Genomic DNA, 20357 nt, shown 5'->3' with positions numbered 1-20357 from the left:
GGACCGCTTCCGTGACACCCGGCTGATTCGTCGTCAGGCGGCTTGCAGCAGGGGCACCAGGCCGCCGCGGCTGTCGAGTGCCATCAGGTCGTCGCAGCCGCCCACATGGGTGTCGCCGATGAAAATCTGCGGCACCGTGCGGCGCTGGGTGATTTCCATCATGGTGCTGCGGGCCGCGGGGTCGGTGTCGATGCGGATTTCTTCGATCTCGTCGACGCCCTTGGACTTGAGGATCTGCTTCGCACGAACGCAGTACGGGCAGAACGCGGTGGTGTACATCTTGACGGCTTGCATACGCTCTACCTTGGGAAGACTTAGGCTTTTTCAACCGGCAGGTTAGCCTCTTTCCAGGCCTTGAGCCCGCCGGAAACCGCTTGGGCCTGCTCGTAACCGAGTTTCTTGGCCATGGCGACGGCGCGCTGGGCGCGGGCTCCGGTGGCGCACACCAAGAGCAGCGGCACGTTCTTGTTCTTGACGGCGCCGGCCAGCTTTTCTTCCAGCAGGTTCAGCGGCACATTCTTGGCGCCGATCATGTGGCCGGTGGCGAACTCTTCGGGTTCGCGCACGTCGACCAGCACCGCGCGTTCGCGGTTGATCAGCTGCACCGCCCCCTGGGCCGTGAGGGTGCCGCCGCCGGCGCCGCCGCGAATCAGCGGCCAGGCCAGCATGCCACCCGAGCTGAGTGCGATCAGGATCAGCATCCAGTTCGCGGTGACGAATTCGATCAATTTCACGGAGGTTCCTTGGATGGCAAACCCGAGATTTTAGAATGCTGGTTTTCCCAAGCGCTTCCAAAGGCCTCCCACATGCACAAACTGGTACTGATCCGCCACGGCGAATCGACCTGGAACCTCGAAAACCGCTTCACCGGATGGACCGACGTCGACCTGACCGAAACCGGCATCGAACAGGCCAAGCAGGCCGGCCGGCTGCTCAAGGCCGAGGGCTACGACTTCGACGTGGCCTACACCAGCGTGCTCAAGCGCGCCACCCGCACGCTCTGGCACACGCTCGACGAACTCGACCGCACCTGGCTGCCCGTGGTGCATTCGTGGCGCCTGAACGAGCGCCACTACGGCGGCCTGCAGGGTCTGAACAAGGCCGAAACCGCCAAGAAATACGGTGACGAGCAGGTGCTGGTCTGGCGCCGCAGCTACAACACCCCGCCGCCGCCGCTGGAAGCCGACGATCCGCGCAGCGAACGCAGCGACCTGCGCTATGCCAAGCTCTCGCCCGAGCAGATTCCCCTCACCGAGTGCCTGAAGGACACGGTGGCGCGCGTGCTGCCGTTCTGGAACGAATCGATGGCGCCGGCCATTCGCACCGGGCGCCGGCTCGTGGTGGCGGCACACGGCAATTCGATCCGGGCGCTGGTCAAATACCTCGACGGCATTTCGGACGACGCCATCGTCGGCCTCAATATTCCGAACGGCATTCCGCTGGTCTACGAGCTCGACGACGACCTCAAGCCGCTGCGGCACTACTATCTTGGCGACGCCGCAGCCGCCGAAAAAGCCGCCGCAGCGGTGGCTTCGCAGGGCAAGGGCTGAAAAAGAAAGCCCCTCGGCGGCGCTCCCCCGTGGAACCCCGGCGGGCAATTTGCTTCCAAGCTGTGTATATTGGCTGGACAGCCGACAAGGACAATCACTCATGATGGGCCAGAAATTGAAGATTACCGGCTGGGTTGCCGCTGGCGCCGTCGCCGGCGTCCTGACCACCGTCTCGCTGCAGACGGTCGCACGCGGCTCGCTCGCGCCGCTCCCACTCGAAGAATTGCAGCAACTCGCCGCGGTTTTCGGCATGGTCAAGAGCGACTATGTCGAGCCGGTCGATGAGAAAAAGCTCATTTCCGACGCCATCTCCGGGATGGTCGCCGGGCTCGACCCGCATTCCCAGTACTTCGACAAGAAGTCCTTCAAGGAATTCAGGGAAGGCACGACGGGCCGCTTCGTCGGCGTCGGCATCGAAATCTCGCAGGAAGACGGCCTCATCAAGGTGGTGTCGCCGATCGAGGGCTCCCCGGCCTTCCGCGCGGGCCTGAAGCCGAACGACCTGATCACCAAGATCGACGACACCGCCGTGCGCGGCCTGTCGCTCAACGAAGCCGTCAAGCGCATGCGCGGCGAGGCCAACACCAAGGTGCTGCTGACCATCTTCCGCAAGGACGAGAGCCGCACCTTCCCGGTCACGATCACGCGCGAGGAAATCCGTACCCAGTCGGTGCGCGGCAAGGTCATGGAACCGGGCTACGGCTGGATCCGCCTGTCGCAGTTCCAGGAGCGCACGGTCGACGACTTCGTGAAGAAGGTCGAAGAGATCTACAAGGAAGAGCCCAACCTCAAGGGTCTGGTGCTCGACCTGCGCAACGACCCGGGCGGCCTGCTCGACGCGGCGGTGGCCATCTCGGCCGCCTTCCTGCCCGAGAACGTCACCGTCGTTTCGACCGACGGCCAGCTGGCCGAAAGCAAGTCGGTCTACAAGGCGGCGCCCGAGTTCTACCAGCGCCGCTCCGGCAGCGATCCGCTGCGCAACCTGCCCGCGGCCCTCAAGAATGTGCCGCTGGTGGTGCTGGTGAACGAAGGCTCGGCCTCGGCCAGCGAAATCGTGGCGGGCGCGCTGCAGGACCACAAGCGCGCCACCGTCATGGGCAGCCAGACCTTCGGCAAGGGCTCGGTGCAGACGGTGCGCCCCCTGGGACCGGACACGGGCCTCAAGATCACCACGGCGCGCTACTACACGCCGAGCGGCACCTCGATCCAGGCCAAGGGCATCGTGCCCAACGTGCTGATCGACGAAAGCGCCGAGGGCAGCCCCTTCGCCGCCCTGCGCATGCGCGAGGCCGACCTCGAGAAGCACCTGGCTAGCGGCCAGGGCCCCGAGACGAAGGACCCGGAACGCGAAAAGGCCCGCGACGAAGCCCGCAAGCGCCTCGAGGAAGAAGCCAAGAAGCCGCCGCAGGACCGCAAGGTGCCCGAGTTCGGCACCGACAAGGACTTCCCGCTGGTGCAGGCGCTCAACCGCCTCAAGGGCCAGCCGGTGCTGGTCAGCAAGACCCAGGTCATCGTCGACAACAAGGAAGAGAAAAAAGAGAACTGATCCGGAGCCGGTGTTTTCTAGATTCCAAGATACCGCGGAACCGGCGCTGCCGGGCCGCGGTTTTTTGTATCTGGCGAAGGCCGGAGTGAGCCGCCATGAATGACGACGACCTGCTGCGCTATTCGCGCCACATCCTGCTAGAGGAATTCGGAATCGACGGGCAGGCGCGCGTCAGCGCCGGCCGCGTGCTGGTCATCGGCGCGGGCGGCCTGGGCTCTCCCGTGGCGCTGTATCTCGCGGCCGCCGGCGTCGGGCATGTCACGCTGGTGGACGACGACGAGGTCGACCTCACCAACCTCCAGCGCCAGGTCGCTCACACCCAGGCTCGCGTGGGCCGCCTGAAGGTCGAATCGGCTGCGGAGGCCATGCGCGAGATCAACCCCGGCATCGCCATCGAGACTCACGCCCTGCGCGCCGACGAGGCGCTGCTGGCGCGGCTGGTCGCGGCGGCGGACGTGGTCGTCGACTGCTGCGACAACTTCGCAACCCGCCACGCGGTCAACCGCGCCTGCGTGGCGCACAGCAAGCCGCTCGTGGCAGGCGCGGCCATCCGCTTCGACGGCCAGTTGAGCGTGTACGACACGCGCGACGACGCGTCCCCCTGCTATGCCTGCATTTTTCCGCCCGACGCGGCCTTCGAGGAAACGCTCTGCGCGGTGCTCGGCGTGTTCGGCCCCGTGGTCGGCACCGTCGGCACGCTGCAGGCCAGCGAAGCGTTGAAGCTGCTCGCGGGCATCGGGCCGTCGCTGGCGGGCAAGCTGTTGATGTTCGACGGGCGCCGCACCGCGTTCGACACGCTGCAGATTGCGCGCGATCCGCACTGCAGCGTGTGCGCGCAGCGCCCCGGCGGCGTCTGACCCGACCCGGGCCTTTTTGGCTTTTTCCGGCCTCAGCGCTGCTTGGCGCCTTCGCCTTGGCCGCGCCCGAGGCTGCCGCACCGGGGTTGGGCTTGTTGGCCTCCGACAGCACGCCCTTGCAATCCGCATCCTCGCCCGGCCCGGTCTCGATGGTCGCAGCCAGCGCCAGCAGCGGGTTGATGGCGCCGAGCACCAGTGCGGCAAGGCCGCGCTCCGCCAGCGGCGCCGCCTGCACGCCCGCGGCGGGCGCGCCGAAGGTGCCGCCGATGACCAGCGGCCCCCGCAGCGAGAGGATGCTGACGTCCTTGGGCTCGGGCCGCATCACGAAGTCGAGCTTCTCGGTCGCCAGGTTGGCCTGGCCGGTGGCGTAGAAAACCGTGTCGACGGTATCGAGCACCATGCTGCGGCTCGTCATGACGCCCTTGTTGACGTCGAAGGCCACCGCGGCGCAGCGCAGTTCGACGTTCTGGTCGCCGCGCAGCAGAAACTTGATGATCTCGGCGCCGTCCAGCCCCATGAACTCCAGCAGCAGGTTGCTGAACCGGCCTCGCCCGGTCAGGGCCGCCACATCGCCCGAGGCGCCGCCGAGCCAGCTGGCCACCGATGTGCCCCGGCCCGAGAGATTGATGCGGCCGTCGAGCCTGCTGAAGCTGCTGCGCATGGTTTCGATCTTCGGAACCAGTCGGTTGAGCTGCACGTTGCGCAGATCGAGCGACGCGCGGATGTCCGCCGGGTTCTGGGTGGCGTCGATACGGATGGCACCTGCCAGCTTGCCGCCACCCACGCCCAGGTCGAGCGGGTCGAGGGCGAGCACGCTGTTGTTCAGCTTGACCTGCACACTGCCGCGGTCGAGCGGCACGTTGCGCACGTTGCGGATGCGGTCGGCCGTGTACTTCACCTCGGCATTCATCGCACGCAAGCGGTTGAAGTCGAGCGTGGCGGTGGGCAGTACCTTGTCCCCCGCTGCGCGTTTGGCCTGCTTGATGGTCGGCGGCGGCGCCACGCCTTCGACCGCCTTGGCGGACCGTTCGGTGGGCGGCAGGCCGATGAGCGGGCCCAGGTCGTCCATGTCCATCAGGCGCGAGCGCAGTTCGCCCGCCAGGTGCGGCCGCTGGCCGGCCTGGTCGAAGCGCATGTCGCCTGCAATGTCGGAAAGGCCGAGCCTGCCTTTGAGCCCGGCCACCTCCCACAGCTTGCCGCGCTTGCGCAGGTCGCCGCTCAGCGCATAGGGAGAGGTCTCGGGCAGCGCGATGCCCAGCAATGGAAACAGGGCGCCGAGCGTCTGGCCCTTGAGTTCGAACTTGGCGTCGATGCCGTCGAGGTCGGCGAAGTCGGTCACCGTGCCTTCAGCCTTGAGCCGCGTCTGGCCCGCCGCTGCGTCGATCTCCAATGGAAACGGCTGCTGGCCGGCCGCCTTGAGCCGAAGCACGTTGCCGGTCCGCCCTTCGGCGGTCAGTGGCTGGTTCTTGTAGCGGCCCTCGATGCGATAGCTGAGCGGAAGCGCGCCACGGCTGGAGTCGTAGCTCACGTCCGCGTGCAGATCGACGCCCAGGTGCTTGGCCAGAAAGTCGATCACGCCGCGGTCGACCTCCATGAGCCCGATGACGGGAACGGTGCCGGGGTCCGAGGTGTCCTTGCCGAGCGCCCATGTGCGGCGTCCGTCCGGCTCCATTTGAAGGCCCAGCGTGGGCGAGGACAGCGCCAGCCGCGGAATCACGATCTTGCCCGTGATGAGAGGCCACAGCCGTATGTCGAACTCCGCGCGCTCGGCCTTGACCAGGTACGGATCGCGCGCCCACGGCGGGTTGGCGAACTCGAATCCGTCGACCTTGACGGTGGCTCCACGCAATCCCACGCCGAGGTCGAGCCGCCGGGTGATCTCGAACTTGCGCCCGGTCTTCTCGCTGACATAGCGGTTGACGGGCTCGCGCAGCGTGTCCCACGGAAAGAACGCCAGCACCACCGCCAGCAGGGCGAGCAGCAGCACGAAGCCCCCCAGCAGCTTGAGCCAGAGCGGCCGGTTGCGAAGGACGTTCGTTGCCATGAGGTCTGGATATACGCCCCATCGATTTTTCCGGGTCGGCAACGAACCGCAAAAACCGTGCGGCATTGCCTACGGAAGGCCTCGGCGAGACCGCTTCGTCAGAAGCCGCCTACATCACCCTTCCTCCGAACCCTGCATGATGCGGGGCGGCGACACCTCAATCTTCGATGCGCAGGTATTCGCCAGCAGGGGCGTTCTCGAGACACCTGCCAACAGAGGAAGCGCGGTTCGGCATGGATACCAGATTGCAGACATACATCGTCGAAGACAACCTCACGATCCGTGAAAACCTCATTGGTACCCTGGAAGAACTCACCTGCACGACGGTGGTCGGCTTTGCCGAAACCGAGGCGAACGCGCGCCAGTGGCTGCAGGACCACAGCGAAGAGTGGGACCTGGCGGTGGTCGATCTTTTTCTCAAGCAGGGCAGCGGCCTGGGCGTGCTCCAGGCCTGCACCTCGCGCAGGCCGAACCAGAAGGTGGTGGTGCTCAGCAACTACGCGACGCCCGACATCCGGCGGCGCTGCGCCGAATTCGGCGTGGACGCGGTGTTCGACAAATCGAACGAGATCGACGCGCTGGTCGACTTCTGCATCCTGGAGGCGGTGGCTCACCGTCCCGCCACCGGCACGGAGTAAAGAAGAAGTCGAAGAAGCCTCGACGGCCTCCTGCTTCCTCTTTTGCCGCGGCCGGTTCTTCTCAATCGATCAGCTTGTTCTTCAGCGCGTAGTACGTGAGGTCGCTGTTGGACGACAGGTTCATCTTCTCCATGAGGCGCGTGCGGTAGGTGCTGACGGTCTTGACCGACAGCGACAGCGTCTTGGCGATGTCGCCCGCGGTCTCGCCCTTGGCGAGCTTCAGGAACACCTGGAATTCTCTTTCCGACAGTTGCTCGTGCGGTGCCGCGTCGTCCTTGCGGTCGAGCTGGCGCGCGAGCAATTCCGCCACGGCCGGCGTGATGTAGCGGCGGCCGAGCGAGATGGTGCGAATCGCGTTGACGATCTCGATCGGATCGCACTCCTTGTTGAGGTACCCGCTCGCGCCCTGACGGATCAGGTTCATCGCGTAATGTTCTTCAGGGTAGCCGCTCAGGATCAGGATGCCGACGTCCGGCGCCTTGGCGCGGATCATCGCGAGCGCATCGATGCCGCTCTGCCCGGGCATGGAAAGATCCATCACCAGCACGTCGAGTTCGGTGGTGCGCACCAGTTCGATGGCTTCGCGCCCGCTGGCGGCTTCGCCGGCCACGCGCAAGTCCACGTGTTCGGAGAAGAACTGCCGCAGGCCCGATCTCACGATAGCGTGGTCGTCCACAATTCCAATTTTGATCATCTGTTACTTTCTTCGTTGTGTTGCGTCTGTGGAAGCCGCAACATGCCGGTCCCCGGTTGTTATCAATTATTCACGAACTTGTGTTGAAAGCATCTTCGAAAGTTTCATGCACTGGCTAGCTCCCCCAAAAATGGCCGTGAGCCTCCTGCTCGCGGCGCTGGCTGCGCTGGCCCTCGTCGGCATCAACGAGGCCGGGTATCGCCAATCGACCCGCGCTCTGGCAGAGATCGGCGAGGCCCAAAAGGTGCGCAGTACGCTCAACCAGATCCTGCAGAACATGCTCGATGCCGAGACGGGCCAGCGAGGTTACTTGCTCACGGGCGAAGCCAGCTACCGGAAACCCTACGACACCGCGGTCAAGCAGGTCGACGGCCATCTGGCGACACTGCGTCAACTTTACGCCGAACGGCCGGCCGAGCGCACGCAACTCGTGGAGCTGTCGAAACACGTGCTGCGCAAGGTCGCCGAAATGGACATGAGCGTGCGCCTGCGGCAGGACGGAAAGGAAGACGCCTGGAAATTCGTCATCACGACCGACGTGGGCCGCGAGGAAATGGAAGCCATTCGCAAGACCGCCGGAGAACTGGTGAACATCAGCGAGCAGACCCTGCAAGAAAGCCAGGCCCAGGTGACGCAGTCGCTACGGCTCGCGCGCATCGGCACCGCCATCGTGGCGCTCGCGGCCCTGTTCGCGTTCTTCCTGTACCTGCGGCAGACGCACGCGCTGCGCTCCATCGGCGAGCGCCAGCAGGAAACGCTGCAGCGCGAACGCAATGCGCTCGAAGACGAAGTGCGCGAGCGCACCGCGTCGCTGGCCGAGCTGGCCACCCACCTGCAGGACGTGCGCGAAACCGAGCGCGGCTATCTCGCGCGGGAACTGCACGACGAACTCGGCTCGCTGCTGACCGCGGCCAAGCTGGACGTCGCCCGCCTGAAGTCGAGGCTGCTCGAGGCACCCGACGCCACCCAGCGGCTGCAGCACCTGACCGAGCTGCTCAACAGCGGCATCGCACTCAAGCGCCGCATCATCGAAGACCTCCGGCCGTCGTCGCTGTCGAACCTCGGGCTGGTGGCGTCGCTCGAAATCCTCGGGCGCGAATTCGCCGAGCGTTCGGGCATCCAGGTGCAGATGGCGCTCGAACCCGTGACCATGGACGAGTCGCGCCAGCTCACCATCTACCGCATGGTGCAGGAGAGCCTGACCAACATCGGCAAGTACGCCGAGGCCGACGAGGCGACGATCGTCCTGAAGAACTACGAGAACCACGTGATCGTGGAAGTTGCCGACAACGGCAAGGGCTTCGACCCGCAGCGCATCCACCCCTCGACGCACGGCCTCGCAGGCATGCGCCACCGCGTCGAGGCGGCCCGCGGCAGGCTCACGATCTCGTCGACGCCTGGACGGGGCACCCGCCTGAGCGCGATGCTGCCGGTCGTCAAGCCGGCCTGACGCACCGCTGTTTGAGGGCCCGAGGAACTCGGTCGTCTCCTACGTTCCCGGCGCCCAGCCGCTGACAGGGCCTGGCGGAGGGGCCACTTAAGGTTGCTCCTGTGCGGTTCATTCCCTTTGAATGCGCAGTTCCCAACAACGAGCGAAGCCTCGAAGGAGTCCACATGTTGCATTACACCGTGGTGTTTCTGGTCATTGCGTTGATCGCCGCCCTGTTCGGCTTCGGCGGCATTGCCGCCGGCGCGGTAGGAATCGCCAAGATCCTTTTCGTGATCTTCGCCGTACTTGCCATCGCCAGTTTCCTGGCCGGCTTGCTACGACGCAAGTAGCGTCGTTACGATCAACAGGCTCCCGCAATTCATCTTCCCGGAAAGGAAATTTTCATGAACACGACCAAGACTCCCTCGCAACTCGCCGACGACGCACGCCAGACGGCCAACGAAGCTGTCGAATCCACTCGCGCCTACGCACAGAACGCGGTCAATGCGGCCGGCGAGAAGGTCCGCGAACTGCGCCGCGATGCGGAACCGGCGGTCGAGCAACTGGCAGCGCGCGTACAGCAAGCCGTGCAGCGCGGCCTGGATGCGGCCTCGACCACCAGCGCCCGCGCACAGCGCCGCCTCGAGCAAGCCGCGGACGTCACCGGCCGCTACATCTCCGACCAACCGGTGCGCTCGGTGCTGATCGCCGCCGCAGCCGGCGCCGCGATCACCGCGCTCATCGTGCTGGCCAGCCGCAGCAGCCGCCGGGACGAATACTGATCCGCTGACACGCCGTTCCACCGATACCGCGCACCATGCTTCATCCGATTTTTTCCACGGTGCTCGGGCATCCGGAACTCATCGCCGAACACGCCGCCAACTACGCGGCACTTGTCAGGCAAGAGGCCTCCGAAGCGGGCCGCGGCCTTGTCGCCCGCATCGTGGCCGGCGTGCTGGCGGCGGCCAGTGCGATGCTGGCGCTCGGGCTCATCGGCGTCGCGGTGTTGATGGGCGTGCTGCATGGCAGCTTTCATTGGGTGCTGGTGGCCGTGCCGGGCGTTGCGCTGGTGATTGCCGGCCTCTGCGCCTGGATGGCGTCCCGGCCGTTCCCCGGCTATGCCTTCGACGATCTTCGCGCCCAGGTCGATGCCGACCTGCAGGCTTTGCACGACGCAGGAGCCCGCCATGAACGGCACTGACCGCAGTTCACTCACGCCGCAAGAGCGCCTGGCGCTTTCGCGCCGCGCACTCGTCAGGCAGTTGAACGGCGAGGAAGAAGAACCGCGGGACAGCGCGCGCGGCAGGCGCAGTGCCGCGGGCGAAGCCTATGCCGAGACGTATGCCTCAGACAGCGCCGATGAAAAGGCTTCTCCGCGCCGTGGCCATCAATGGACATCGATGGCGCGCAGCATGACCGAACGCTGGTGGCGCCGTCATCCGGCCCATGCGGCGGGCCAGCTTGCGCGCCCTTTGCTCGAACACTACGCACGCAAGGAGCCCGCCAAGCTCATGGCCATCGCTGCGGCCACGGGTGCCGCCATCGTGCTGATCAGGCCATGGCGTCTGCTTTCCTTCACGGCGGTGCTGGCGGCCGTGCTCAAGACCTCCGACGTTGCTGATGTCGTCAACACGTTGATGCAGCAGAAAAACACGAGTCCACGAAAGGATCCCCCATGAATGCGAATTCCCCGGGCACCAACCCGGCACGGCACCAGCACCTGGTGCTCGACGAGCAGGCCATCGAGGCGGCAGCCAAGAGCCTCGACGACGGCGCGGTCACGCCCAGCTACGGCCCCTGGCGCGACGACGTCGTCAAGCTGCTGAACGACGCGCTGGCCACCGAACTGGTTTGCGTGCTGCGCTACAAGCGCCACTATTTCACCGCCAGCGGCGTGTCGTCGCCGGCCATCGCCGACGAATTCCTGGCGCACGCCAACGAAGAGTCGGCCCACGCCGACCGCATCGCCGAACGCATCGTGCAACTGGGGGGCGAGCCGGACTTCGCCCCGACCCACCTGCTCGAGCGCAGCCATGCCGGCTACGACGAATCCACCGACCTGCAGGCCATGGTGCGCGCCAACCTCGTGGCCGAGCGCATCGCCGTGGAAACGTACCGCCAGATGATCGTGCTGATCGGCGACAAGGACCCGACGACCCGGCGCATGCTGGAAGACATTCTTTCCGACGAGGAAGAGCACGCGGACGAGCTCAAGGACTGGCTCGGGCACTGATCGCTGCCTTGGCGGGGCCGGACCGATGCCCCTCGCCTCCAACAAAAAGCCCGGATGACCGGGCTTTCTGCCGAAGGAGAAGTAATCGCGCTCAGCCCTTCACTTCGAGCTGGTTGCTCACCGAGGTCACCCCTTGAACGCCCTTGGCGATGTCCTCGGCACGCGCCTTGGCGGCGGCCGTGGGCGCGGGCCCCTTCAGGCTGACTGCGCCGCCCTTGGTGTCCACGTCGATCTTGATCGCGCTCAGGTCCGGGTCCTTGGCGAGGCCGGCGGACACCGATGCGGTGATCGCGGCATCGTCCACGGTCGCGCTTGCGGCGGCACCGGCATTCTTCGCGCTTTCCTTCAGGTTGGCCATGCCGTCCTTTACCTCGGCGGTGGTGCCGGAGGCGTCGACTTTTGCCTTCGCCTCCCTGAGGGCCTCTCCGGTCTTGGTGGCAGCGGTATCGGCCGCCTTCTCTGTTTTGGCGATCGCGCTGTCTAGCTTTTCGCCCGCGGTCCGGTTGTCGGACTTGTCGCAACCCGCAAGCGTCAGCGCCGCGGCGGCCAGCAGCAGCGCGGACGGCCATGTGCGCAAGAACGGCATGAAGTTCATTTGACGACGTTTGTTCATTTGGAAATCCTCCAGTCGCTCCGAAGAGCGGTATGTGACGCGCGCACGTTGCGCGCAGCAAATCCGGACGGAGCCCGGACCGCCCTTCCAATCTAGCCTTCAGGCAAGGAACACGGGAGTCGCAGCCCGCGCGTAACCCTGTAGGACAACAAAGCTCACGCCGTGACGATCCACCCTTCGATCGGATCGAACCGTTCAGGCAATCCGTAGCCCGGCCCGGGCGTGGAGGCGCGTTGCGCGCTCCACGCGGCCTGCACGAGGCAGAGCACCGCATCGATGCGGTCACCGCGGGCATCGCCCAGCAGTTCGAGGCGTTGATCGCCGCCGAGCACGAGCCGCAGGGCCAGCCGCGTGGTGCCAGCCTCCAGCGCGGCGAGCAGGCCGGTGCGCGCCGCCAGCCGCTCGGGCGTCTGCTTGGCTGCCTCGTCGCTCTTGTAGCTGCGGCGGCCGATCAGTTCGCGCGCCAGCAGCCCGGGATAGGCCTCCAGCGCAACACGGCTCCCATGGCTGCCGGCATGCTGCCCCGGGAGGCTCGCTCCGGCGGCAAGCAAGGGCGGCACTCCCGCATGCAGCATGAAAGCCACCGGCGGGTTGACCCACTTCATTGACGTGCTCGAGCCGGCGGGTGCATCGGTCGCCCGGTGCGCGAACTTGCCGCCGACCGGGCGCGCGGCGCAGAAGGCGGCAAAGGTGGCGCGGATCTCGGCGCGGCTCAGGCTCGCATAGTGGGCCATGAGCGCATTCCACTCCCCGGGCCAGCGCAGATGCTCGACCAGTTCGCGCGGCAGGCCGAACGGAAAATCGAAGCCGCCGATCCAGGCCGGCTCGGCGCGCAGCCACTCGGCCCAGGCGTCGAGCGTCGTGAAGCGCTTCAGGCCCGTCAGCACCAAGGTGCCCGCATCGCCTGCGCTGCCGATTGCCACCACGATCGGCTTGCGCGAGGTGGGTGCAGAGGAAAAATCGCAGCCAAAGAGCATGAAGCCGCCCTCAGCCCAGCGCGAGTGCCACCACGCCGGCAGCGATGAAGCCGGCGCCCAGCAGGCGCAGCAAGCGGTCGCCCTCGCGCAGCAGGTGGCCGCCGATCAGCGCGGCGAACAGCATCGAGACCTCGCGCGCCGGGGCGACGTGGGAAATGGGCGCCTGCTGCACCGCATAGAGGACCAGCACGTAGGAGACGGGGCTGATTGCCGCCACCAGCAAGGCGTACTTCCACTGGGCCCGCCACATCCGCGCGGTGGCCGCCCGGTCCTGCAGCGCCGCGGGCAACAGCAGGCCCACGCGCACGAAGTTGCCGAAGTAGTCGAGCAGGATCGGCGACATCGCCAGGAACTTCACCGCGTAGCTGTCGGCCACCGTGTAGGCCGCGATGAAGGCGCCCGTCAGCACGCCGTAGCGAATGCCTTTCTGCACCCGCGCGCGCTGGGCAGGATCATGCTTCTTGCGCCACAGGCCCGGTCCGCCGGCCACCAGGAAGACGCCGAGCACCACACCCGCAATGCCCGCCACGCCCGTCAGGCTGATCCGCTCGCCGAGGAACAGGACCGCGACCAGCGACGACAGCAGCGGGCCCGAGCCGCGCGCCAGCGGGTAGACCACGGTGAGATCGGACTTGCGGTAGCCGCGCAGCAGGATCACGTAGTAGAAGACATGCAGCACGCCGCTCAGCGCGATGAAGCCCCATTCCTTCGCACCCCAGGTCGGCACGACGCTCCAGCCCAGCGTGAGGCCCACCGGCGCCCACACCACGGCCATGAACACGCCGCTCTGGAACGCGAAGCGTGCATCGCCGTTCGCCTTCTTGGCGGCGATGTTCCAGCTGGCGTGAATGATCCCGGCAAGCAGGATCAATGCGAAGGCGGAGAGCGGCACTCCGGGGCGTTATGCGATGCCGAGGGAACGCGAAGTGCCTGGCGCGGCCACCACTGTCTTCAGTGGCGGCCAACGATGGCCGCGGTGGCCATCAGTTCCTCGAGCAGCGCCAGCGAGACCTTGCCCGACACGGCATAGGGGTTCAGCTCGGGCTTTTCCGAATACTTGAGCAGGGTCGAGGCATTGAGCTTCGAGAGGTTGACCTGCCCCATGGTCCAGCCACCGAAGCGGCGCTCGGAAATTTCTTCGTAGTGCAGCAGCACCACGTCCTTGTGGCGGGCGTCGCGCTGGATATGGCCGTAGAGCTCGCTGATGGCCATGCGCCCGCCTTCGATGGCTTGCAGGAAGGTGCCCGCGCCATAGCAAAGAATGCCGGTGATGCCGCAGGCCGTGTTGTGCGTGCGCGATTGCGCGAGGATGGCTTCGATGGCCTCGGGGCTGGTATCGACGGCGCGGCTGGCGTAGAGGAGTCGGACCAACATCTTCAGCTTCTCCTCGGCAGCAGGGAAAGGAATTCGCGGCGCAGGCTCGGGTCTTTGAGGAACACGCCGCGCATCACGGAGTTGATCATCTTGCTGTCCATTTCCTTCACGCCGCGCCAGGCCATGCAGAAATGCTCGGCTTCCATGACGAGGGCCAGGCCGTCGGGCTGGGTTTTTTCCTGGATCAGGTCGGCCAGCTGCACCACGGCCTCTTCCTGGATCTGGGGCCGGCCCATCACCCATTCGGCCAGGCGCGCGTACTTCGACAGGCCGATGACGTTGGTGTGCTCGTTGGGCATGATGCCGATCCACAGCTTGCCGATGATCGGGCAGAAGTGGTGCGAGCAGGCGCTGCGCACGGTGATCGGGCCGACGATCATCAGCTCGTTCAGGTGCTCGGCGTTCGGAAATTCGGTGAGCGACGGCGGTGCCACGTAGCGGCCCCTGAACACCTCGTTCAGGTACATCTTGGCCACGCGGCGCGCGGTGTTGCCGGTGTTGTGGTCGTTCTCGAGATCGATCACCAGGCTCTCGAGCACGCCCTTCATCTTGACCTCGACTTCGTCGAGCAAGGACTCGAGCTCGCCCGGTTCGATGAACTCGGCGATGTTGTCGTTGGCATTGAAGCGCTTGCGCGCGGCCGTCAGGCGTTCGCGGATTTTCACCGAGACGGGCGTGCCCTCGTCGTCGTTGTTTCCGTCAGGGCGCGGTTCCACGTCGGTTTTCCTCAGCATCCGCGCATGGTATCAGTGAACGTATTTTGGCCACGTCCCGAGGGGAACACTGCGAAACCGGCGCTCATGCCAGCGTGAAGTCGGCCACCAGCGGCAGGTGATCGGACATCCGCGCCCAGATCGGCCCGCGCGGCACCGAGCAGGCCACCGGCTCCAACTGGCGTCCATAGACGAAATCGAGCTGCGCCACCGGCAGCCGCGAAGGATAGGTGAGCGTTCGCGGACCGCGCAGGTCGCTGGCATCGCGCAGGCCCATCGCGTTCATGGCGTAGCGCATGCGCGCGCCCCAGTCGTTGAAGTCGCCCGCGACGACCACGGCCTCGCCGGGCGGCACTTCGCGGTCGATGAACTCCCGCAGCCGGGCGACCTGACGCACGCGGCTGCCCTTGATGAGCCCCAGGTGCACGACGATGGCATGCACAGGCCTGCCCTCCACCTCGATGACGACGTGCAGCAGCCCGCGCTGCTCGAAGCGATGGTCGGAAATGTCTTGGTGGCCGGTGTGGATCACCGGCCAGCGGGTCAAAAGCGCATTGCCATGCTCGCCGTGGCGCGTGATGGCATTGGTTTCATACACGGCGGTGTAGCCCTCGGGCGCCAGGAAGTCGGCTTGGGGAAGCGCGGGCCAGCGCTCGAACCGCATCTCGGCCTGCCGATTCATCTTGCGCACTTCCTGCAGGCAGATGATGTCGGCGTCGAGCTGCTCCATGGCGTGCCCGAGGTTGTGGATCTCGAGGCGCCGCGCGGGCCCGATGCCCTGCACACCCTTGTGGATGTTGTAGGTCGCGACCCGGAGGGTGTGTGCCGGCAGGTTCATCGCGCAAATTCTGGCAGCAACAGAATGGCTTCGGCATTCGACGGGGAAAAGCACGCGTCGGCCGCCTCGCGGTAGGGCAGCCATTTCCAGTGGGTGTGCTCGCGCGGCGCCAGCGTGGGCACCAGGCGTTCGGGCACGCAGAGGCCGAACAGATGCTCGGTGTTGTGCGTCACGCCCGGTTCATAGCGGGCACGCCAGCCCGGATAGATTTCGTAGATGTTGCTCAGTTGCCAGTCGGTCAACCGCGCGGCCAGCGGGGTGCCCTCCCCGCACTGGATGCCGGTTTCCTCGGCCACCTCGCGTGCCGCGGTGAGCATGAGCGGCTCGTCGGCCAAGTCCTTGCTGCCGGTGACCGACTGCCAGAACTCGTCGGCGTCGGCGCGCCGGATCAGCAGCACCTCGAGCGCCGGCGTGTGAATGACGACCAGCACCGACTCCGGAATCTTCCAGGGCCGGATGCCTGCCGTCATGAGCGCATCAGGCAGGCTGCTGGACGTTGCGCAGCCGGATGTGCAGCTCGCGCAGCTGCTTCTCGTCGACCGGGCTCGGCGCCTGCGTCAGCAGGTCTTGCGCGCGCTGGGTCTTGGGGAACGCGATCACGTCGCGGATCGATTCGGCGCCGGTCATGAGCATGACGAGGCGGTCCAGGCCGATGGCGATGCCGCCGTGCGGCGGTGCGCCGTACTGCAGCGCGTCGAGCAGGAAGCCGAACTTCAGCTGCGCGTCCTCGGCGCTGATTTTCAGCGCGCGGAACACCTTGCTCTGCACTTCCTCGCGATGGATACGCACCGAGCCGCCGCCCATCTCGATGCCGTTGAGCACCATGTCGTAGGCCTTGGCAATGCACTTCTCGGGGGCGGTGTCCATGAGGTCTTCATGGCCGTCCTTCGGTGCGGTGAACGGGTGGTGCACGGCGCTCCAGCGCTGGCCTTCCTCGTCGAACTCGAACATCGGGAAGTCGACCACCCACAGCGGCGCCCAGCGGTCGTCGAACAGGCCCGCCTTCTTGCCGAAGGCGCTGTGGCCGATCTTCACGCGCAGCGCGCCGATGGCGTCGTTGACGACCTTTTCCTTGTCGGCGCCGAAGAACAGGATGTCGCCGTTGCGGGCGCCGGTGCGGGCGATGATTTCGGCCAGCGAGGCGTCGTCGAGGTTCTTGACGATCGGGCTCTGCAGGCCTTCACGGCCGGCGGCTGCGTCGTTGACCTTGATGTAGGCCAGGCCCTTGGCGCCGTAGATCTTGACGAATTCTTGATAAGCGTCGATTTCACCGCGCGACAGGCCGCCCTCGGCGCCTCCGCCCGGCACGCGCAGCGCGACGACACGGCCGCCGACCATCGTGGCGGCGTTCGAGAACACCTTGAAATCGACGCGCTTCATGAGCTCGGTGAGTTCGGTGAATTCGAGCTTCACGCGCAGGTCGGGCTTGTCCGAGCCGTACTTGAACATCGCGTCGCCGTACGTCATGGTCGGGAACACCGGCAGGTCGATGCCCGCGGCGTTGCGGAACACGGTGCGGATCATTCCTTCGAACATCTCGCGGATTTCTTCTTCGGCGAGGAACGAGGTCTCGATGTCGATCTGCGTGAATTCGGGCTGGCGGTCGGCGCGCAGGTCTTCGTCGCGGAAGCACTTCACGATCTGGTAGTAGCGGTCGTAGCCGGCCACCATCAGGAGCTGCTTGAAGAGCTGCGGCGACTGCGGCAGCGCGAAGAAGCTGCCGTCGTGCACGCGGCTGGGCACCAGGTAGTCGCGCGCACCTTCGGGCGTGGACTTGCCGAGCATCGGGGTCTCGATGTCGATGAAGCCGTTGGCATCGAGGAACTTGCGCGTTTCCATCGTCACCTTGTAGCGCAGCATCATGTTGCGCTGCATGGCCGGACGGCGCAGGTCGAGCACGCGGTGCGTGAGGCGCGTGGTTTCCGACAGGTTGTCGTCGTCCAGCAGGAACGGCGGCGTGACCGACGGGTTGAGCACCTTGAGCTCGTGGCACAGCACTTCGATCTTGCCGCTCTTGAGGCTGTCGTTGGTGGTGCCTTCGGGGCGCGCGCGCACCAGGCCCGTGATCTGCACGCAGAACTCGTTGCGCAGGTTCTCGGCCACGGCGAAGGTGGAGGCCCGGTCGGGGTCGCACACCACCTGCACGTAGCCTTCGCGGTCGCGCACGTCGATGAAGATCACGCCGCCGTGGTCGCGGCGACGGTTGACCCAGCCGCACAGGGTGACGGTTTGGCCCATCAGGGCTTCGGTCACAAGACCGCAATAGTGAGTACGCATGGCCATATCTTGAATTCCAGCGCCGCGAAGGCGCGTTTTTTACTTGTTCGCGAGGGTCGAGGGGCCGCCGGGAACGACCACGCCCATCGAGACGATGTATTTGAGCGCTTCGTCCACGCTCATCTTGAGTTCGATGCAGTCGCTGCGCTTGAGCATCACGAAATAACCGCCCGTGGGGTTGGGCGTTGTCGGCACGTAGACGCCGAGGTAGTCGCCGCCGCCCAGGTGCTCGACCACGTCGCTACCGGGCGTTCCGGTCACGAAGGCGATGGTCCAGACGCCCTCGCGCGGCCACTGCACCAGCACGGCCGTCCGGAAGGCGTTGCCGTTCTCGGAAAACAGCGTGTCGGACACCTGCTTGACGCTGGAGTAGATCGAGCGCACGACCGGAATGCGCCGCACCACCGCATCGCCCCAGCCGAGCAGGCGCTTGCCCACGAAATTGCTCGCGATGGCACCCACGCCGAGCAAGATGGCCAGCGTGAGCAGCACGCCGAGCCCGCGCACGTTGTTGTCGTACAGCCATTTCTGCCAGACCACTGGCAGCACCCAGAGCGTCTGGTCCAGCGTGTCGATGATCCACTTCAGCACCGCCAGGGTGATGAACAGCGGAACGATCACCAGCAAGCCGGAGAACAGCCATTTGCGCAGGGCAAGCATGGTGCCTTCTTATTCGCTCTTGGCAGCGGGCGCTGGCGCGGGCGCCGGAGCAGGGCTGGAGGCAGGCACGGCCGCAGGAGCGGGCGCAGCGCTGGAAGAAGAATCTGCCGTGCCGGCGGCCGGCGCGGCGGCGGTATCGCCGTTCGCCGCGGGGGCCGCGCTTGCAGACTCGGCCTTCTTGCCGCCGCCATCGCGGAAATCGGTCACGTACCAGCCGGAGCCCTTGAGCTGGAAGCCGGCGGCGGTGACTTGCTTCTCGAAGGCACTCGCGCCGCATGCCGGACACACCGTGAACGGCGCATCGGACATTTTTTGCAGGGCATCCTTGGCAAAGCCGCAGGCACTGCACTTGTAGGCGTAAATGGGCATGGAATTGAGTAAAAAGGCGGCGCAGAGAACGAAACAGAGGCCGCTTGCAAAGCCCTCGATTATAAGGGCCGCCCTACTCAACAGGTGGCCTTCAGGCCGGCTCGGTCGCCAGCAGCCGGTGCGGCGTGCGGGTGTTGGTGACCCATTGAGGCGCCAACGACCCGGCCACCATGCCCACGAACGAAGCGAGCACGCCGGCCAGCTGGGCCGGAAATTCGGCGCCCCAGGGCATGGACAGGAACAGCAGCCAGACCCCGATACCGAACAGGATCGAAACGATGGCCCCCTGGGTGGTGGCGCGGCGCCAGTAGAGCCCGCACACCAGCGGCACGAAGGCGCCCACCAGCGGCACCTGGTAGGCGCCCGACACCAGTTCATAGATCGGCGTGCCCTGCATGCGGATGGCATAGGCCAGCACGGCCGCGCTGAAGACCAGCACCGTGATGCGCATGGTCATGAGGTTCTGGCGGTCGGTGCCCGAGGGCCGGAACTGGCGCCAGATGTTCTCGGTGAAGGTAACGCTGGGTGCCAGCAAGGTGGCCGAGGCGGTCGACTTGATGGCCGACAGCAGCGCGCCGAAGAACAGCACCTGCATCACGAAAGGCATCTTCTCGAGCACCAGGGTCGGCAGCACCTTCTGCGGATCTTCCTTCAGCAGCGCGGCCGTCTGCTCCGGCATGATCAACAGCGCGCTGGCCACCAGGAACATCGGCACGAAGGCGAACAGGATGTATGCCACGCCGCCGATGACCGGCCCGCGCGTCGCAGCCTTCACGCTGTTGGCCGACATGACACGCTGGAACACGTCCTGCTGCGGAATGGAGCCCAGCATCATCGTGATGGCCGCGGCAAAGAAGAACACCATGTCGTGCCAGTTGGGTTCGGGCCAGAACTTGAACAGGTCCTTGCTGACCGCGAAAGCGACCACCTTGTCGGCGCCGCCCGCCATGTTGCCGGCGAACACCGCGATCACCGCGAGGCCGGAGACCAGGATGATCATCTGGATGAAGTCGGTCACCGCCACCGACCACATGCCGCCGAACAGCGTGTAGGCCAGGATGGAGACCACCCCGATCACCATGCCCACCGGAATGCTGATGGCGCCTGCCGAAAGCACGTTGAACACCAGCCCCAGCGCCGTGACCTGCGCCGACACCCAGCCCAGGTAGCTCAGCATGATGATGAGCGAGCAGGCCACCTCGACGCTGCGGCCGTAACGCTCGCGGTAGTAGTCGCTGATGGTCAGGAGCGTCATGCGGTAGAGCTTGCCCGCGAAGAACAGCCCGACGAGGATGAGGCAGGTGCCCGCACCGAACGGGTCTTCGACCACGCCGTGCAGGCCGCCTTCGATGAACTTGGCCGGGATGCCGAGCACCGTTTCGGAGCCGAACCAGGTCGCGAACGTCGTGGTCACGATCATGAAGAGCGGCAGGTGCCGCCCCGCGATCGCGAAGTCGGTGGTGTTCTTCACCCGCTTGGCGGCGTAGAGGCCGATCGCAATGGTGACCAGCAGATAAACGACAACCAGCGTCAGCAGCACGGGGA

24 protein-coding genes and 1 pseudogene are annotated in these 20357 nt (G+C 65.9%); 10 read left to right on the top strand and 15 right to left on the bottom strand.

The window, feature by feature from the left end; all coding sequences use genetic code 11:
- Positions 1 to 33 precede the first annotated feature (33 nt).
- Entirely contained in the window at positions 34 to 294 is a 261-nt protein-coding gene (gene grxC / locus QFZ42_RS02750; protein ID WP_307699476.1) for a glutaredoxin 3, read from the bottom strand.
- A gap of 20 nt (positions 295 to 314) precedes the next feature.
- Entirely contained in the window at positions 315 to 734 is a 420-nt protein-coding gene (locus QFZ42_RS02745; RefSeq protein WP_307699475.1) for a rhodanese-like domain-containing protein, read from the bottom strand.
- Positions 735 to 806: 72 nt separating this feature from the next.
- Here QFZ42_RS02745 and gpmA point away from each other — a divergent pair, with 72 nt between their 5' ends.
- The 3 genes from gpmA (at position 807) to QFZ42_RS02730 (ending at position 3953) form a co-directional block, all read left to right on the top strand.
- Entirely contained in the window at positions 807 to 1550 is a 744-nt protein-coding gene (gene gpmA, locus QFZ42_RS02740; protein ID WP_307699474.1) for a 2,3-diphosphoglycerate-dependent phosphoglycerate mutase, read from the top strand.
- 103 nt (positions 1551 to 1653) lie between these two features.
- Complete coding sequence (locus tag QFZ42_RS02735) at positions 1654 to 3096, top strand: S41 family peptidase (protein ID WP_307704155.1); 1443 nt, start codon at positions 1654 to 1656, stop codon at positions 3094 to 3096.
- Between the two features lie 95 nt (positions 3097 to 3191).
- Positions 3192 to 3953, top strand: a complete 762-nt coding sequence (locus QFZ42_RS02730; RefSeq protein ID WP_307699473.1) for a HesA/MoeB/ThiF family protein — start codon at positions 3192 to 3194, stop codon at positions 3951 to 3953.
- 49 nt (positions 3954 to 4002) lie between these two features.
- Here the strand turns inward: QFZ42_RS02730 and QFZ42_RS02725 are convergent.
- Positions 4003 to 5997 (bottom strand): annotated as a pseudogene (locus QFZ42_RS02725) (AsmA family protein); the annotation flags it as partial.
- Between the two features lie 233 nt (positions 5998 to 6230).
- On the opposite strand from QFZ42_RS02725, the gene QFZ42_RS02720 reads away from it, so the two are divergent.
- Positions 6231 to 6635: a response regulator gene (locus tag QFZ42_RS02720; protein ID WP_307699472.1), complete on the top strand. Its 405-nt coding sequence runs from the start codon at positions 6231 to 6233 to the stop codon at positions 6633 to 6635.
- 61 nt (positions 6636 to 6696) lie between these two features.
- Here QFZ42_RS02720 and QFZ42_RS02715 read toward each other — a convergent pair whose 3' ends face one another.
- Positions 6697 to 7329, bottom strand: a complete 633-nt coding sequence (locus QFZ42_RS02715; RefSeq protein ID WP_007837167.1) for a response regulator — start codon at positions 7327 to 7329, stop codon at positions 6697 to 6699.
- A 130-nt stretch (positions 7330 to 7459) separates the two neighbouring features.
- On the opposite strand from QFZ42_RS02715, the gene QFZ42_RS02710 reads away from it, so the two are divergent.
- The 6 genes from QFZ42_RS02710 (at position 7460) to QFZ42_RS02685 (ending at position 10991) form a co-directional block, all read left to right on the top strand.
- Positions 7460 to 8779 (top strand): sensor histidine kinase, encoded by a 1320-nt coding sequence (locus tag QFZ42_RS02710; protein WP_307699471.1) that lies wholly within the window; start codon positions 7460 to 7462, stop codon positions 8777 to 8779.
- 164 nt (positions 8780 to 8943) lie between these two features.
- Positions 8944 to 9108 (top strand): DUF1328 domain-containing protein, encoded by a 165-nt coding sequence (locus QFZ42_RS02705; RefSeq protein WP_307699470.1) that lies wholly within the window; start codon positions 8944 to 8946, stop codon positions 9106 to 9108.
- Between the two features lie 54 nt (positions 9109 to 9162).
- Positions 9163 to 9540, top strand: a complete 378-nt coding sequence (locus QFZ42_RS02700) for a hypothetical protein (RefSeq protein WP_307699469.1) — start codon at positions 9163 to 9165, stop codon at positions 9538 to 9540.
- A gap of 35 nt (positions 9541 to 9575) precedes the next feature.
- Positions 9576 to 9959: a phage holin family protein gene (locus QFZ42_RS02695; RefSeq protein ID WP_307699468.1), complete on the top strand. Its 384-nt coding sequence runs from the start codon at positions 9576 to 9578 to the stop codon at positions 9957 to 9959.
- Positions 9946 to 10437: a hypothetical protein gene (locus QFZ42_RS02690; RefSeq protein ID WP_307699467.1), complete on the top strand. Its 492-nt coding sequence runs from the start codon at positions 9946 to 9948 to the stop codon at positions 10435 to 10437. Before QFZ42_RS02695 ends, QFZ42_RS02690 begins: the two co-directional genes overlap by 14 nt.
- The gene (locus tag QFZ42_RS02685) at positions 10434 to 10991 is read left to right on the top strand and encodes a ferritin-like domain-containing protein (protein ID WP_307699466.1); all 558 of its coding nucleotides are present in this window, start codon (positions 10434 to 10436) and stop codon (positions 10989 to 10991) included. Before QFZ42_RS02690 ends, QFZ42_RS02685 begins: the two co-directional genes overlap by 4 nt.
- 91 nt (positions 10992 to 11082) lie before the next feature.
- Here the strand turns inward: QFZ42_RS02685 and QFZ42_RS02680 are convergent, their stop codons facing one another.
- The 11 genes from QFZ42_RS02680 to QFZ42_RS02630 form a co-directional block, all read right to left on the bottom strand.
- On the bottom strand, positions 11083 to 11604 hold the full coding sequence (locus QFZ42_RS02680; RefSeq protein WP_373423301.1) for a BON domain-containing protein: 522 nt from the start codon (positions 11602 to 11604) through the stop codon (positions 11083 to 11085).
- 155 nt (positions 11605 to 11759) lie between these two features.
- The gene (locus QFZ42_RS02675) at positions 11760 to 12581 is read right to left on the bottom strand and encodes a DUF429 domain-containing protein (protein WP_307699465.1); all 822 of its coding nucleotides are present in this window, start codon (positions 12579 to 12581) and stop codon (positions 11760 to 11762) included.
- 10 nt (positions 12582 to 12591) lie between these two features.
- Positions 12592 to 13473 carry a DMT family transporter gene (locus QFZ42_RS02670; protein WP_307699464.1) on the bottom strand — a complete coding sequence of 294 codons (882 nt, stop codon included), beginning with the start codon at positions 13471 to 13473 and terminating at the stop codon, positions 12592 to 12594.
- A 59-nt stretch (positions 13474 to 13532) separates the two neighbouring features.
- Positions 13533 to 13955, bottom strand: a complete 423-nt coding sequence (locus tag QFZ42_RS02665; protein ID WP_307699463.1) for a BLUF domain-containing protein — start codon at positions 13953 to 13955, stop codon at positions 13533 to 13535.
- 2 nt (positions 13956 to 13957) lie between these two features.
- Positions 13958 to 14689 carry a GTP cyclohydrolase I gene (gene folE / locus QFZ42_RS02660; RefSeq protein ID WP_258502055.1) on the bottom strand — a complete coding sequence of 244 codons (732 nt, stop codon included), beginning with the start codon at positions 14687 to 14689 and terminating at the stop codon, positions 13958 to 13960.
- 64 nt (positions 14690 to 14753) lie between these two features.
- Positions 14754 to 15506 (bottom strand): endonuclease/exonuclease/phosphatase family protein, encoded by a 753-nt coding sequence (locus tag QFZ42_RS02655; protein ID WP_307699462.1) that lies wholly within the window; start codon positions 15504 to 15506, stop codon positions 14754 to 14756.
- Positions 15503 to 15976: a dihydroneopterin triphosphate diphosphatase gene (gene nudB, locus QFZ42_RS02650; RefSeq protein WP_307699461.1), complete on the bottom strand. Its 474-nt coding sequence runs from the start codon at positions 15974 to 15976 to the stop codon at positions 15503 to 15505. The genes QFZ42_RS02655 and nudB overlap by 4 nt, the downstream gene beginning before the upstream one ends.
- 7 nt (positions 15977 to 15983) lie before the next feature.
- On the bottom strand, positions 15984 to 17789 hold the full coding sequence (gene aspS, locus QFZ42_RS02645; RefSeq protein ID WP_307699460.1) for an aspartate--tRNA ligase: 1806 nt from the start codon (positions 17787 to 17789) through the stop codon (positions 15984 to 15986).
- A 33-nt stretch (positions 17790 to 17822) separates the two neighbouring features.
- Positions 17823 to 18443: a DUF502 domain-containing protein gene (locus QFZ42_RS02640; protein ID WP_307699459.1), complete on the bottom strand. Its 621-nt coding sequence runs from the start codon at positions 18441 to 18443 to the stop codon at positions 17823 to 17825.
- A gap of 9 nt (positions 18444 to 18452) precedes the next feature.
- Positions 18453 to 18812: an FmdB family zinc ribbon protein gene (locus QFZ42_RS02635; RefSeq protein ID WP_307699458.1), complete on the bottom strand. Its 360-nt coding sequence runs from the start codon at positions 18810 to 18812 to the stop codon at positions 18453 to 18455.
- Positions 18813 to 18903: 91 nt separating this feature from the next.
- Entirely contained in the window at positions 18904 to 20352 is a 1449-nt protein-coding gene (locus QFZ42_RS02630) for a sodium:solute symporter family protein (RefSeq protein WP_307699457.1), read from the bottom strand.
- Between the last annotated feature and the right edge of the window lie 5 nt (positions 20353 to 20357).

The organism is Variovorax paradoxus (assembly GCF_030815855.1).
GTDB lineage: Bacteria > Pseudomonadota > Gammaproteobacteria > Burkholderiales > Burkholderiaceae_C > Variovorax > Variovorax paradoxus_M.
This window is presented reverse-complemented; position numbering and strand designations above follow the sequence as displayed.